The organism is Candidatus Tumulicola sp., assembly GCA_036490475.1.
Classification (GTDB): Bacteria; Vulcanimicrobiota; Vulcanimicrobiia; order Vulcanimicrobiales; family Vulcanimicrobiaceae; genus Tumulicola.
Map to the genome: position 1 here is coordinate 395,482 of DASXDT010000006.1, position 15,078 is coordinate 410,559.

10 protein-coding genes are annotated in these 15,078 nt (G+C 62.8%); 1 reads left to right on the forward strand and 9 read right to left on the reverse strand.

The features are described from left to right. Positions 1-9 precede the first annotated feature (9 nt). Positions 10-1,053 (forward strand): Gfo/Idh/MocA family oxidoreductase, encoded by a 1,044-nt coding sequence (locus VGF98_09515; GenBank protein HEY1681861.1) that lies wholly within the window; start codon positions 10-12, stop codon positions 1,051-1,053. On the opposite strand, the gene VGF98_09520 is transcribed toward VGF98_09515, so the two are convergent. Genes VGF98_09520 through VGF98_09560 form a run of 9 tightly spaced genes read right to left on the reverse strand, consistent with a single transcriptional unit; the run spans position 1,027 to position 14,750 of the window. Then, positions 1,027-3,420 carry a hypothetical protein gene (locus VGF98_09520; GenBank protein ID HEY1681862.1) on the reverse strand — a complete coding sequence of 798 codons (2,394 nt, stop codon included), beginning with the start codon at positions 3,418-3,420 and terminating at the stop codon, positions 1,027-1,029. The genes VGF98_09515 and VGF98_09520 overlap by 27 nt on opposite strands. Beyond that, positions 3,336-5,957 carry a hypothetical protein gene (locus VGF98_09525; GenBank protein ID HEY1681863.1) on the reverse strand — a complete coding sequence of 874 codons (2,622 nt, stop codon included), beginning with the start codon at positions 5,955-5,957 and terminating at the stop codon, positions 3,336-3,338. Before VGF98_09525 ends, VGF98_09520 begins: the two co-directional genes overlap by 85 nt. After that, complete coding sequence (locus VGF98_09530) at positions 5,954-7,249, reverse strand: glycosyltransferase (protein ID HEY1681864.1); 1,296 nt, start codon at positions 7,247-7,249, stop codon at positions 5,954-5,956. The genes VGF98_09525 and VGF98_09530 overlap by 4 nt, the downstream gene beginning before the upstream one ends. Next, a complete protein-coding gene (locus tag VGF98_09535; GenBank protein HEY1681865.1) occupies positions 7,213-8,118 on the reverse strand; it encodes a glycosyltransferase in 906 nt (301 codons plus the stop codon). The genes VGF98_09530 and VGF98_09535 overlap by 37 nt, the downstream gene beginning before the upstream one ends. Further along, on the reverse strand, positions 8,115-9,932 hold the full coding sequence (locus VGF98_09540; protein HEY1681866.1) for a glycosyltransferase family 87 protein: 1,818 nt from the start codon (positions 9,930-9,932) through the stop codon (positions 8,115-8,117). Before VGF98_09540 ends, VGF98_09535 begins: the two co-directional genes overlap by 4 nt. Next, positions 9,913-10,587 (reverse strand): pentapeptide repeat-containing protein, encoded by a 675-nt coding sequence (locus VGF98_09545; GenBank protein HEY1681867.1) that lies wholly within the window; start codon positions 10,585-10,587, stop codon positions 9,913-9,915. Before VGF98_09545 ends, VGF98_09540 begins: the two co-directional genes overlap by 20 nt. Beyond that, positions 10,584-12,557: a glycosyltransferase gene (locus tag VGF98_09550; protein HEY1681868.1), complete on the reverse strand. Its 1,974-nt coding sequence runs from the start codon at positions 12,555-12,557 to the stop codon at positions 10,584-10,586. The genes VGF98_09545 and VGF98_09550 overlap by 4 nt, the downstream gene beginning before the upstream one ends. Next, the gene (murJ, locus tag VGF98_09555) at positions 12,554-14,206 is read right to left on the reverse strand and encodes a murein biosynthesis integral membrane protein MurJ (protein HEY1681869.1); all 1,653 of its coding nucleotides are present in this window, start codon (positions 14,204-14,206) and stop codon (positions 12,554-12,556) included. The genes VGF98_09550 and murJ overlap by 4 nt, the downstream gene beginning before the upstream one ends. Then, on the reverse strand, positions 14,175-14,750 hold the full coding sequence (locus VGF98_09560) for a sugar transferase (protein HEY1681870.1): 576 nt from the start codon (positions 14,748-14,750) through the stop codon (positions 14,175-14,177). Before VGF98_09560 ends, murJ begins: the two co-directional genes overlap by 32 nt. Positions 14,751-15,078: the final 328 nt, after the last annotated feature.

Here is a 15,078-nt window from a genome sequence, read left to right on the forward strand (position 1 = left end):
GCTCGCTGCATGCAATCCCCGCTCAACGTCGCAGTAGCCGGTCTCGGTTACTGGGGACCGAACTTAGTCCGTAACTTCGCGGCCTCGACCAAGTGGAACGTGGGCTGGATCGCCGATGTCGACGAACGCCGTCTGACGCCGATGGCCCGCCTGTATCCGAAGACGCGCACGACCATGCGTTTTGAAGACGTGCTCGAAGATCCGTCGGTCGATCTGGTCGCGATCGCCACGCCGCCGGCGTTGCATCACAAAATGGCGCTACAAGCCATCGCTGCAGGCAAGCACGTATTGGTCGAAAAGCCGATGGCCGAAACCTCGGCGCACGCGCGCGAAATGCTCGACGCAGCCGAAGCCGCCGGCGTTCACCTGTTCACCGATCATACGTTTCTGTATGCCGGTGCCGTCGAAGCGATGCGCTCGAAGTTTCTCGACGGCGAGTTGGGCGACATCTACTATGCCGAATCGTCGCGCGTCAATCTCGGCTTGTTCCAACAGTCGAACGTGATTTGGGATCTTGCGCCGCACGATCTCTCGATTCTTAATCACGTTTTCGGCGAACAACCCGAAGCCGTCGCATGTCATGCGATGGCATACATTCATCCGCCGGTTTGGGACGTCGCGTTTATATCGCTACGGTACGGCAGCGGCCGGATGGCGCAAGTGCATCTCAGCTGGCTGTCGCCGGTCAAAGTGCGCCGGATGATGCTCTCGGCCAGCACTCGCATGGTCGTGTGGGACGACGTCGATCCGTCCGAAAAACTACGTATTTACGACAAAGGCGTCGAGCGCCATCCCACGAGCGAAACGCTGCCGGCGCAGATGGTCAGCTATCGTTCGGGCGACGTGCGCATCCCGATCATCGACAATCGCGAGCCGCTCGCCAAACTCGCCGACGACGTGTATGCCGCGATTCTCGACGGCGCACAGATCCGCGTTGGCGGCACCGTGGGTTACGACGTCGTGCGCTGTATCGAAGCGGCATGCGTTTCGCTCGAACGCGACGGTGCTTGGGTCTCGCTCGCTTCATTACCAGACCCAAAGGTCGTCGCGTAGCGCCGCGTCGGCGCGCCGCGCTCGTACGAACGCCCATCCGAAGATAACCGCGGCCGCTAACAAACCGGCCGCTTGCGCTAATCCCGGCAAATACAGACGCGAACGACCGGCCTCGCCGGCCGGCCAGGCCATCATCCATCCGTCCGCCAGCGACGGTGCAATGAGGCGCCCCCCGTCGATCACGCGCCAACCGGCGTCGTAGCCGCTTGCAAGTGCGAGAACGCTCGTTCCGCGCAACTGCGGTTGCGCATCGCACGACGTAACGCTCAACGCGGCCACTCCGCCCGACAACGGGACGACGGTTCGGTTGCCCGCCGAAACGGCGTACCGTTTCCAACTCCCGTCGATCGCCACGCCGCCGGGTCCGAGCGCGCCGCCCGCCGTTGCGGCAGCCATCACGCAACGCGCCCTAGCCGGCACGTCGAACGGCAAGCGTTGATTTCCGAGCGTCCACACGAACGGATACATACTGTCGGGCATCCACGCGAGGTAGCGCCATCCAAGCATTCCACCCACCCAGTTACCACGCGGATCGGCCGTCAGCGGCGAAGGCGTGACGTCCAGGGACTGCTGCCCGAAGCCGGATACCCCGACCTCTCCCGGCGCCAGTTCCGAAAAACGCATCGCTCCCGAACGTACGCGGGCCAGATACTCGGCCGCCGCCGGCTTGCGCACGGCATAGACCGTTGAAAGCGAGGTTTGTGCGAGCATCTGCAGATGCGGATCGCGCGCCAGCGACGCCCCCAGTTGTGCGTCGCTGGCGCCGGCGAACGCCATCGGAAAACCGGTTCCGAAGTTCTGCCGGCGATCGGACCGTACGTACGTGCGGAAAACGACGTAGCGAACGTCCATGCGCGCGAGTGCCGTCCAATCCGGACGTCCGGAGCGCCAGGCCGCAAGCGCGTACGCGAGTTCCGGGTTTTGATAATCGTCGCTGATCGAGGGGTTATCGCGGGGCCCATACGTCGAAAAATCGCGTCCTTGATTGGCAGCGTTGAGCAGTCCGAGCGGTTCTTCGGCCGGCAGCAAGAGAACGCGTCCCGGCCCGTGCGCGCTCGCGACGCGCATATCGCCCACTGCATCGGCCACGAACGAACGAGGTACGATGATCTCGCGTAGCGCCTGCCCGGCCATCAACGGAGCCGCGATCCATACGGCCGCGGCGAGTGCCGGAACTCCCCACCACGCCGGCCGAAGTTCTACCGAAAGTCCGATCGCCAAGGCCATACCCGCAGCCGTCAATGCTGCAAAGTAGTGCAGGTCGCGGAAGGCCGTAAACGCAGCCGAGCGTTCGAACGCGACCGCGAGCACGCCGGCTAGTGGTCCGTACAAACCCGCGGTGAACGCAAAGCCCAACACGCACAGCAGCAGCGGGTAGACGCCCGTGCGTTTGGCGGCGACGATCGCGCCGAATAACCCGGCCGCAAGCAGCACGTAGAGCACGATTTCGGCGCCTGGCAGCGCGTGCGACTCGTAGTAATGCGTAAAATATCCGAGCATCACCCCGGCATCGCCCACCGGCGAGCTGTTATTTAGCTCCCAGCTCAACAACGCGCGCTGGCTGAGATACACGGAAGGCACCGCGCTTATCACAAGCGGCAACAACGACTGCAGTTGCACCACGATCGACAATCCGATCGCAATCGCTAGCCGAACCGTCCAACCGCGGGCACGGTCGACGAACGGGATTGCCGCGGCCACCGCGAGCCAACCGATGACATAGAACTGCACTTGACTCGCGGCGATCCCGACGATGATGCCGAGTACGACGCAGCGCATCGCGCCGCGTCGCGTTAGCACGCGCTGACCGAGTGCGATAACGAACGGGAGCATGGCGTAGCCGGCCAAGTACGCGAGATGTCCGGCGGCTTCACGCGTGAACGCAACTGGGCCAAACGCATAGAGCACCGCCGCCGACAATCGCGCCGGCCACGAGCGTACCCCGAACGCCGCCAGCATCGCGATACATCCGCCCGCCGCCGCACCCAACGTCAGCGCTAGCCACAACGCGATACCGAGCGACGGTCCGAGTACGATCGCGCATCCCGCTTGAAGAATTACGAGGTACGTTTGCCAACCCAAAGTGTTGGGTCCGCCCAGGCCGCGACCGTCCCACAGCCCGGCGAACGTCGACAACCACTGCACCGCGAGCGTGCGCGACAGCGGCCAGGTCCAATCTTGCTGGAATGCGGGAATACTTCCCGAGACGAGAACCGGCCATACCGAACAGATGCACAACGCAGCGACGATCGCTGCGATCGCCCATCCGGTGCGACGCGTGGTTACGAGACCTCGACCGTTTCCGGAGCGGCGCTCAATCGCCGGTTGATGGCGCGAAAGGCAACCACGGCGGTTAACAGCATACATGCCAGCGAAATCAACAAGCCTACACCGTACGGCACGATCAGGACGTTCACGGCATACATCGTAGCGCGTCCGGACGCTCGCACGATCCATCCGTTCGCGAAACCGTCAGCTTGAAAGTGCTCGCTCACGCGTACGGGTCCGCGGGACCATAACGCCCACACCGGCGCGAACGACTGCCGGAAAATCACGCCGCACGTGCCGCGCAGATCGCCGCTCACAGCATACACCATCGGATTGACTTCCCACGACCGCACTCCCGAACGATCGCAGGTCGATGGCGGCGATTGCAACGGTGGGCTGCGCGAGAGCCAACGGAGCCGTACGCCATTCAACGTCACGTGCTCGTGTGTCAGCACGATTGCGATCAGCGTCATCTGGCGCGCCCACGGCGGGACTTCCGCGATGGTGTGATCCGCAGCGACGAAATGCGTCTGACGTCCGTCGCTAAAGGCCATCGATCGAACGACCGTGCCTCCGCGCGCGTCGACCGAGAATTGCACCGCACCAAAGCGCTTTGGATTGGGCAACGTCAACGACACGCAGGCCAGCGTGTCGACCGTCGTAACCGGCAAGCTTTGCGACTTCGACAGGTGCGCCAGCCGGCTGGAATGGCCGCGGCAGCTTCCGATGCGCTGAAAAGCACTCGCCGGCAAATACGTCGTTTGGACCGGCGCGGGCGGCGCGGGCGCGAACGTTCCGGGAACGGCTCGTGCGGCGGCGGATGCGTCGTCCGACATCGGCCGGTACGGTAATCCAGTTTGCGCGATCTGCCACCACAGAAAATCGTCGAAGGTTGCGACGGCAACGGGCGCATCGAACACCCCGATCTCCGCTACCGGCGGAATCGTCGTCGCCGCAACGAGCCGAACGCCGTCGTCGCGGCGCTCGTCGACCGACGTTACGAAACCCTCGGCGGTTAAACGGCGCAACGTATCGAGCGAACCGTCGACTTCGACGTTTGGCCATTGTAGTTGCGGGCCGAGTGAGTCTGCGGCCACGGCGATCGTTCCGATTCCGAGTAGCGGCGCGAGCGCGCGAACCGTACGCGTCTGTCCGAGTTCCATTGCTTCGGCCAGCCGGCTCTGCAACCGGTCGGTACCACTCGAAACCCACTCTTGCATCGTCGGTCCGATCGCGTCCGATGGCGAGTTGAGCGATGTAAATCCGTTGATCACGTACGGCGACCAGCGATACGTAACATCGCGATCGGCGGGCATCCACAAGGTGTTGCCCAGCACCGGACGGCGGGAGAACTCGGCGTACTGTCGCGGCTGTGCGCTTTGCGGCAAGCCGGCCATCGGATTTCCGATCGGCAGAAACGCGACTGCGCCGCCGAGGGCGATGAGCCAGACGACCGCCGCGGCGGACGGTGCGACGCGCGCGCCCAGGCGCAAGCCCGAGGCCAGCATCACGAACGCGCCGATGATGTACAACGGCGAATAGTAGTCCGGCTCGACGAACGATCGCAACCCCGGAACCGCCGTGCGGAACCATTCATACCCCGCAGGCCAAAGCGCGATGCCGTCTACCAGCCAAAACCCCAGCAGCGCCAGTGCCAACCCGCAATACATCTTCGAGCGCAGCGACGGGCGGCGTGCCAGCAAGACCAACCCGAGCAGCAGCAGCGGGAGCAGCGTGCAAGCGATCTTGACGACCGCCGCCTGCCGGTCGAACGTCGAGTAAAAGAAACTCGACAGCCGGGCGGTATTCCACAAACCGACGCGCGTCGCGTAAAACACGAACGAATCTAAGGTGAAACGTTGATTGACCAGCGCGATATCGCCGCCCGAATTCAGGAGCCAATCGGCGATCATCGTAAACACGTAGAAGGCGCAGGCGGCGACGACCGCGCCGGACAAGGCCGCCAAACTCACGACCGCCGGCCAGCCGCGTAGCACGATCGCTCGAACGCCGATGCCCGCGCAGGTCACGACGGCGATATACGTGATCTGCGGTGCCGGAATCAGCAGCAAAACCGACAGAGCGAAATACAGCGCGCGGTCCAATCTCGGGCGTTGCAAAAAGCGCAGATATAAGTATAGCGACAACGGCAACGCTTGATACGAGAGAAAGATCAGCGACTGCGCGACGCGATCGTACGACCACAAATTGAACGTGTAGAAGATCGACAGCGGAACGGCATAGCGGCCCGCGCCCAACCGGCGGGCGAGCAAAAATGCGCCGACGATTCCCAGCGCTCCCTCGGCCGAGAACCATAACCACTGGCTGAGCTGCAGATTGTGAAATGTCGCGATCAAGACATCGATCGCGACGTGGTAGACCAGTCGCGGGACGCCGACGAACGTATTGTCCGCTCCGCCTGAAGCCGCACCGCTCCACGGAAGAATATAATCGATCCAAAACGGGTTGAGCGGAAAGTTCGTATCGGCGTATTCGTACAAACCGCGCGCGTTCAGGAGTGGAAAAAAAATTGCCGCCGGCAGCAACGCCAGCAGCCAGGGGCGTCGGTATAGGGCGTTCCAAACCGGACCGCCCAACGCGTACATGCGATGCATTGGCCGCCGAACGGCCTTCACCGGCGCTCCGTGCTCGTCGTCGTCGTCGCGGGAGGCGGAGGCACGTATGCGGCCTCATTGCAAGGCCGCCCGGTGCGAACGTCGTGAATCATTCTCGCGATGACCGCACGGTCGTGCATGCGCGCGATATCTTCGACCCTGTCTGAGATGGCCTGCGCGTTCCGCTCGAAATAATCGACCAGCGCGGCCGCGCAGCTGCGTGCGTCCGGAGCGAAGAGTTGGCACGGCAGCGCTCCCTCGAAGCGCAAATAGGTCGAAACCAACACCGGCTTGCGGGCCGCAAACGCAGCATGCAGCGGCGAACTCGCACCGTATGCCACCGTGTACGGTAACACGATTACGTCGGCGGCGCTCATGAACTCGGCTAACTGCGGCTCGGGCACGTATCGATCGTGCCACACCGCACCCGAAGCGCTGGCGCGTTCGCGAAGCCGTCGGTAGAACGCTTCGTAGCGCGCCTCGCCACGTAGACGCGGATGTTGCCCCGCGATGATGTGCAGCGTTATATCGGGAATCGTGCGCCGCGCGATGTCGAGCGCATCGAGGAGTACGTCGAGGCCCTTGTAGTACGACGCGTATCCAAAGAAGAGCGCGACTTTATCGTCGCCGATGCCGAGGCGGCGACGCGCTTCGCGCATGTCCGGACGCGCCGTTTCGTGCATTAACGGGAGCGGACATACGAACAATTTCGACGGCCGGACGAGATATTCGCGTTCGAGCACGGTCGCCAGTTCCACGTCGAGCACGATCAAACGATCGGACGCCCAATTCAACAGCCCGTAGATCGTTTTAAATCCTAGTCGGCCGATCCTCGAGTACGGCAGAACGAAGCCGTTCTCGCGCAACATCTCGCGCGTGACCATCGACAACGGCACGACCGAATGGACCGTCGTGACGATGCGCGTCCCCCGCGCTCGCACGGCGGCCAGGACGAATGGTAAGAGCAGCGATGCGACGACGCCGCCGAACAGATATGGTTCCCACTCGACGTGCAGCACGTCGAACCGGTGCCGCATGGCTTCGGCAAGAATTTGAAGCGGCGACGTGTGGCCGAACCGCCAACAACGACGGACCGTAACGTTCGGAGCGTATTGTTCTTCCGCTCCCAGGCGTCCATCGTCGATGGTGTCGGCTAAGATTACAAACGTGTCGCCGCGGTCGCCCAGCAACGGGTCCAATATCGTCTGAACGTAGGCGGCGACGCCGCTCTTGCCGACGCTGTGGTCCTCCGGAAAAGTCGTGACGATACCGACGTTCATCGCAACACCTTGGTACTCGACGCGACCGGCCATCCACCGCGTTCGATCGGTTTGCCGCGGCGCATCACTTTGGCGCCAAGCAACGCGCCGAAGGCCAGCGCTCCCAGTGGATCGCGAACCGCTTGCTCGAGCGCCGTGCGAAACGCATCGGTCGCGCGCAAATCGTAATAGCGAGTCAAATCGCTCTGCGGCCAGCGTTGCGCCAATAGCTCGCGTCCTTGCGCGTAGCGGTCGGTCTGCTTCAAATAATCCGTCGGCGTCTGCGGTGCGCGAAAGCGTACGACCGCGTCGGAACGCAACGCGTACGAAAACCCTTCGTGCAAACAAACGAGCATGAAGTGCGCGTCTTCGGTGTGTAGCGGCACGTTGGAACGCAAAATGGCCTCGACCATCCTTCGGCTCATGCCGAGCAATCGTCCGTTGGTGCAGAGCGCCGGATATCGATCCAGCAACTGGTCGCGCAGCCGTGCGTGTCGCAAGGCACTAAATACGGCGCCGCGTTCCCAAAACGTGCGGTTAAGCTGCAGCGGCAAGGCGTTGGCTAGCACCAGATCGGAGCGGCTTATTTCATCCAGCACGGCTTCGATCGACGCCACGCTCGTTTCGACATCGCAGTCGATGGTAAGGACGGCTCCGATGCCGTCGTCGAGCGTCCGCATCGCCGCTACGATGCCGGCCACTTTGCCGCGACGTTCGGCAGCTCGCATCACGCGAACGTTCGGTTGCGTTTGCAAATCGAACAACACCCCGCGGCTGGCGGGGTCGTCGGAGGCATCGTCGATCAACACGACATCGAGCGCGCCGGCGCTCGAGAGCGTCGACACGAGGGTGCGCGCGTTTTCCCCTTCGTTATAACACGGAACGAGAACGACGCAGCCGGTGGGGCGGGACACGTCCGTCATGGTACGGAGCCTTTTACTCGACGCAGCTCCGCACTGTTCCTGGCCTGCCGGAACCGCTCCCAAAATGGCTGACGGGCCGCGTCACGCGCGGCCCCCGCGATGTCGAAGCGGTAGAGCAGCACCGGGGTGCCCGCGATCAAGCTGCAGGGACGTTCCTCGATCCGCTCGACGAATCGAAACGGCCGCAACGGCCCCGAGACGTCGAACTCGCGCGTAACCCGAACGTCGCGCTGCGCGACGGTACGAACATCGATGTTTTCGAACCGTTGTGCGAGCCGCTCGGGACCGACCGAACGACCGCGCAGAACGATCGTTTCCGGCGAGTACAAAGTGTATCCCAAAGCTGCCGTTGCATACGGTGCGGCGTAGTCGTTTCCGGCGTACACGATGATGTCTCCGGCATCGTACGTCAGCTCGCAGCCGTCACCTAATCGCCGGACGGCCGGATCGATCGCGAACGTATTCAGCAGTCGCATTTCGCCCTCGAACCCGAGCGCTTTCGAACCGTTGAGGAACGCCGCCATCACGATGGCTACCGCAAACGCAGTGCCGAGGTACGCGGAAATGCCGGCTGCGGCTACCAGCGCTGCCACGCGCGCGGCCGAGCGCGACCCAACCGGCAACAGGAGCGGCCGGTAAGCGGCTACGACGAGCGCCAGAGCCAAAACAGCTGCCGCAACCAACAGCCCGGCATTGGGAACGACGCAACGCAGCGCTCCGGGCACGACGCCCGTACCGAAGTTGAGCAGCAGGTATTCTTCACTGCCCTCTTGGCAGAATTGCATTGCTACCGCCGTTGCCGAGAGCAGCGCGCCGATGACGCTAACGACGCCGTCGCCGGCGACCGCACAATACAACACGAGTGGGCCGGCGATCCACAAATAGAATGGCGGATGCGCGCCAGGGTCGAGCATGACGAGGGCGACGGCCGAGACCATCGCGGCCCGCGCGATGTCGGCGCGTTGCGGGCGGTGTCGGAGCTCGGCCAACGCCAAGGCGACCGGAACGATCACCACCGCTAGATCTTCGAGCGCAGGACGCAAGAAGGGCGCCATGGCGTTCAACAACGCCCACGGCGAAGCACTGTCGACGCGATGGCTTTCGGAGCCGAAACTATTGTTGGCAAACGCTCCGGCGAACGCAGCGGTGCGCCCGGCGACGACCGGAACGACCGTACAGGCGGCCACGACTGCAAAATACGCCGCCGAAGCCAGCGCGCGTTTGGGCGAGCCATTGCGATACGCGACGACCAGCAACAACGGCACGAAGGCGGCCGGATACAGTTTCGCGCCGGTTCCGACTCCCAGCGCGACGGCGGCCCATTCGAAACGCCCCGAAAGTGTCAGGGCTATTCCGGCCACTGCGAAAACGCCCGCGAGCGCGTCGCTTTGGCCGTGTGCGACCGTCACGAAGAAAACGGCCGGGTCGAGCAAATAGCGCAACGCCCAAAGAGTTCCGCCACGCTCCCCGGCGTATCGCCGGATGATCAGCGCCGTGCCCGCGTCCGCGATCAACATCGGCAGTTTGAGCAACGCGAGCCGTACCGGCACTACCGCCCACAACTGTGGGAATGCCGCAACCGGCAACTGCGATAGCAGAACGGTCGCCAAAGCGACGCCGCCGTACGGCCACAAAATCGCGGGTTGCACGTGTGCAAAGAACACCCGGTCGGCGTGCGTTAGAAATGCGGCGACGTCGTACGGATGCGCGATCCACGGCAACAACGCCGCGTCGAATGCCAGCACCAGCGCGATCGGCCACCATCCGCAACGATCCAGGGCGGCCTCGGCGCGATTACGAGCGCCAGTATCCACGAACGAACGTTTTCTGCTGGGGTTGGCCTCCAGGCCGCCAAAAACAACGGTCGCACGTTAACGCACCGCTGGAGCGGGCGCGAACGAACGAGGCCCATGTGAGGTTGCAGTCGTGCCAAACCGCTCGCGAAAGCCGGCTACCCGCAAAATTCACGGACCGCAGGTTCATCGACTGACCGACGAATGGCGACCTGTCGCGCAAATCCATCTCCGATAGATCGACGGGCTGGATCAGGTAGGTAGCACGCAACGCCAGCATCGACCAGGCCAAATGCGCCGTTCGAGACGCGGCGCGTACGGAGCCGTCGCGCTGCGCACGCAGATTGTTGAGACGCAGCGTAGCCAACGAGTCCCCCCACGCGTAGGTGGCCAAATCGACCGCCGCGGCGGCAACGATACGCGGCTCGACGTCCTTGTTGGCGATCGCGCCTACGACCGCGTCGAGGCTGCGCGTATCCAATCCACCGAGACGCATATGACGATGTAGCGCTTCCCAAGAAACGACCGATGGATTGCGTTCGAACGCGACGGCGAACGGAGCGAGCGGCGGTTGCGGTACCGAAAGATCGACGCGTTGTATGTATCGCGCGCAGCCGGCCGTCAGTGCCACCGACCACACCAGCGCGATCGAAACGGCGGCGCGGCCGCCCGTCAACGCACCCAGCGGGTGTCGACCAGGCTCGAGACTTCGGCGGCAGCGGGCGAATTGGAACGGAAGTACGTCCAATTCCCGTCGAGATCGACCGAGCGGACGTCGATGCCGACGATCGCGCGCATGATCTCGAGGAACATATCGCGCGCCGTTTTGTCCCACGAGAACAGTTCCGCACGCCGCAACGCACCGCGTTGCAGCCGCGCCCGTAACGCATCGTCCTGTAGTACCGAAACGATCGCGTCGGATACGTCTCCTCCGATCGGAACGATCAAGCCGCTCTCACCGTGGACGATCGCTTCACGTAATCCCGGAACGTCGTAGGCAATGGCCGGCGTCCCGCACGCATTTCCCTCGATGGGGGATATGCCCCATCCCTCGATTTCGGACAACGTCGCGGTTACCCACGCGCGTTGCAAGAGTTCGCGCTTGCGATCGTCGTCGACGAAGCCTTCGAACCGCACCGCGTCCTCGAGGCCGAGACGTTTGGCTAGCGCTTCGAGCGAAGGCCGCGCATCGCCGGTTCCCGCGATCTCGAGAACGGCGCCGGGAACGCGTTCGCGCACCCTGGCGAACGTTTCGATCAACAGATCGACGCGTTTGTGCGCTTTGAGGCGACCGAGATAGAGCACCGTCGGCGTCGCCGCTTTTTCGCCCGGCACCAGCCGCTTATCGACGCCGCAATGCACGAGCCCGGTGGTACCGGTGCCGACACCCGAACTCCGCATCTCGCGCAACGTATCGTCTGAAATCGTGACGAAGTGAACGCCACGGTACAGCAACGGTACCAACCGGGCCGACCACGCGAACAACGCGGCCATCCACTTGGGCAGATACTTGTTAAACGCATCGCGATGCACGTGATACACGATACAAATCTTCGGTTTCAGAGAAAACAGCGGCGAGAAGAACGGAATGCCGTTCGAGGAATCGATCACGACGTCGAAACGATCGCGAAACTCACGCAGATACACGAACGGAACGTGGAAATAGACGGTGTATGCGTTCCCGACGCGACGGATGGGAATTCCATCGATCAGGTCGCGGGACGCGCCACCCGGGAAGCCGCCGCTCAACCACTCGACGTGATTGCCCCACTGCTGCCAGCGGCGCGCTTGCTCGAACAGATACGTTTCGGCGCCGCCCGCCCACGGATGCTTGGGATCTCGCCAGTTGATGACCAGGATGCGAAGATGGTCGCGCGTTCGTACCGGTTTCGTCGGGAAAAGTCGATCGTAAACCGGCAACACGACCGACAAGAACGAATGTTTTAGACGTAACCGAACGACCGCTAAAAACATTTTTAGCGAGGTCGACACGAGCTTCACTTTCGATCCGGGTACGTCGATCCAATAGGTCGGTTCTTCGCGAACGCGCAGGCTGAGGCGCTTCATCGCGAACAATAAGTCGACGTCGAAGGCGAAATTGGCGGTCTCGACGTCGCGCATGACGTTTCGCAGTGCATCGCGCCGGAAGACTTTTGCCCCGCACTGCGTGTCGTTATACTTCAAGCCGAACAGCGTCGCGACCAGGAGGTTAAACGACCGACTGGCCAGCCGTCGCAACCACGGCTGTTTGATCTCAACCACGGCGTGCGGAATCCAGCGCGAACCGATGATGCCGTCGTTGGGGCCGAGGGCTTCGCAGAGCCTGCGCATTTCGCCGGCCGGCGTCGAGCCGTCGGCATCTACGTAGCCGACGACCTGCGAACGCGCCATCAGGAAACCCGCCCGCACCGCGCCGCCTTTACCGAGCGCGTCGGGAATATCTATCACGTTTACGTGGTCGTGTCCGGCAGCGACCGCCTCGACGACCGCATGCGTGTTGTCCGTGCAGCCGTTCAAGACGACGATGATCTCGGAGTCCGCGAACTCGCCGACGTAGGACGCTAGCGTCACGCCGATGCGCTCTTGTTCGTTGTGAGCCGGGATGATGATCGAGAAGCGTGGGTGCGGGGCGCGCCTCGTCGTCATGCGATGGGCGCCTCCCGGTTATCCGGCGGGCTTACGAGATTGCGCTCGAACTTCGCGACGATCGTGCGTCGCGCCAGTTCGAGTTCTTCGACACCGAGCATGCGCGCGACCGCAATGAAGACCGTGCCGCCGATCGCGATTTGACCGAACAGGAACCAGGCGCGCGATGCGAGCGTCGCTTCGGGCGTAACGCCGAGCCGGTTGATCCAGCTGAGCGCTAAAAACATGGCGAGCGAACTGAGCGCGATCTTGGCCATGGAGCCGACCAGCGAACCCCAATCGATGCCGGAGACCAAGCGCGCCGTCAACATCAGCAGCAACACCGCTTGCATCGTTTGGCTGATCGAATTTGCCAGCAGCAATCCCCGCGCGCCTAAGGTCGGTAGCCATATCATGGATAGCAACACGTTGACGATCACGGCACCCACCGAAATCGTTACCGGCCAAGCCGTCTCCTTGCAAGCAAAACAGCAACGCGTCAACACGACGTTAGCGGCTAAAGCGACCAACCCGGCCGCCGCGTACGGCAGCAGCCCGGCGGTAAGATCGGTAGCGCCCGCCTGGAACGTACCGCGTTCGAACAGCGCTTGCACCATCGGCTTGGCGAGAACGATCAAGGCGCAAACGGCGGGGATGGTGATGAAGTTGACCAGACGCAAACCGGTTACGAGGCTGCGGGCGACGCCGCGGCGATTGTCGCGCGCGAACTGCACCGCGAGCAGCGGAAAAATAACGGTAGCGATCGCCGCGGCGAAAATCTGTTGAGGAAAGTTCACTAATTTGACGGCGTAGTTCATGCCGGCGATGTAGCCTGGAGCCAGCGTCGACGCAAAAAACCGGTCGAAGAACAGCGCCAGTTGCCCGGCCGCCGAGCCGACGACGATCGGGCCCAGCAGCGTCCAAATCTTGCCCAGGCCCGGATGGTGCAGATCGATCGTAAAGCGGTATTTCCCGATCGATAAAAACGACGGCAGCTGCACCAAAAACTGTGCCGTCAAGCCGAGCGTCGTTCCGACCACGAGTGCATAGATGCCGAGCGAGTGATTGAAGAACAGCACGCATGCGATCGTCACGGCGTTGACCGCGGCGCCGACCATGGCGGTGGCGCGGAACCGGTGGTACGCATTGAGCATCGCCGAAAGTACGCCGCTCAAACTGACCGCGACGATCGTGGGCATGAGCCAGCGGGTCATCCGAATCGCGACGCCCATCTGCGGCGCCGGAAATCCGTGCGCGATGATCGGAACGTACCAGCGAGCGGTAAAGAATCCGACGATCGCGCACACGGTGAGCACGATCGCTAGAATGTTGAGCACCGTGCTGCCTAAACGCCAGGCTTCTTCGTCTTTTCGGTGCGTTATGTACTCGGAGAAGGTTGGAACCAGAGCGCTGATGAGCGCGCCGTTAAACACTCCGAACAGAATCGTCGGTATCGTGGCGGCGGCGAGAAACGTATCCATTTCCCAACGCGTGCCGTAATATTTGGCGCTGACGACTTCGCGCATGAATCCAAAGATCGTCGACAGCAGCGTCGCGCCCATGACGAAGAGCGTCGAAGCCGCAAGCGAAAATCGCCGCCTTCGCTTGCGCGGCTCGGGAACGAGCCGCAGGTGCTGCTTAATGCGCGCCGTCCTTTCGCAGTACGGCAGGTACCGTCTGCGCGACGAGAATCAAGTCGCCGAGCGGCGACCACGTGTCGACGTACGTGCCGTCGAGATGCATCCACTCTTCGAACGAAACACTGCTGCGGCCGTTAATCTGCCAGAGACACGTGATGCCTTGCGGAACCGTCAGACGGCGCATCGCGAAGCCGTCGTAATGCTCGACTTCACTCGGAAGCGCCGGACGAGGGCCGACCAACGACATATCGCCGAGCACGACGTTCAGCAGGTTGGGCAGCTCGTCGATGCTGGTGCGCCGCAAGAAGCTGCCGAGCGCATGCAAGCGCGGGTCCTTGCGAATTTTAAAGACGGGGCCATCGGCTTCGTTGAGATGCATGAGGTCGTCGCGCATCTGATGCGCTCCGTTGACCATGGTCCGCAACTTGAACATCTTGAAGCGCCGCCCGTTCATCCCCACGCGTTCTTGTGCGAAAAACGGAAAACCGCCGGTGACGCAGACGATGCCGGCGGCGGCAATCGTCACGATCGGAAGCACGATGAACAAGAGCAGCGTGCCGAGCGTGAGATCCACCCAGCGTTTCCAGACCCACCAGGAATCGGGTACGGTGCGCTCCCTAGGCGGGGCGATAGCGGCTTGCACCCTGCTAGCGAACCAATTGTCCGGCGCTGGTCGCACCGTCGTTGTGGAAACTCGCTCCGCAGATTCTTACTGCACGCACCTCGATACCCAGCCCTCGGTCGCCCAACCACCAATGCAGCGGAACGGACGCATTTTCGCGTTTTCGGCACTGGCGACAAAGACCCCGGTCCGGCGTGGCGCCGGCCGGGGCAAAAAGGGCCGGCCTCTCCGCTTGGTTGCTCGTCAAAACGCGCTCGAAAAGTGAAATACGCGCACGTCC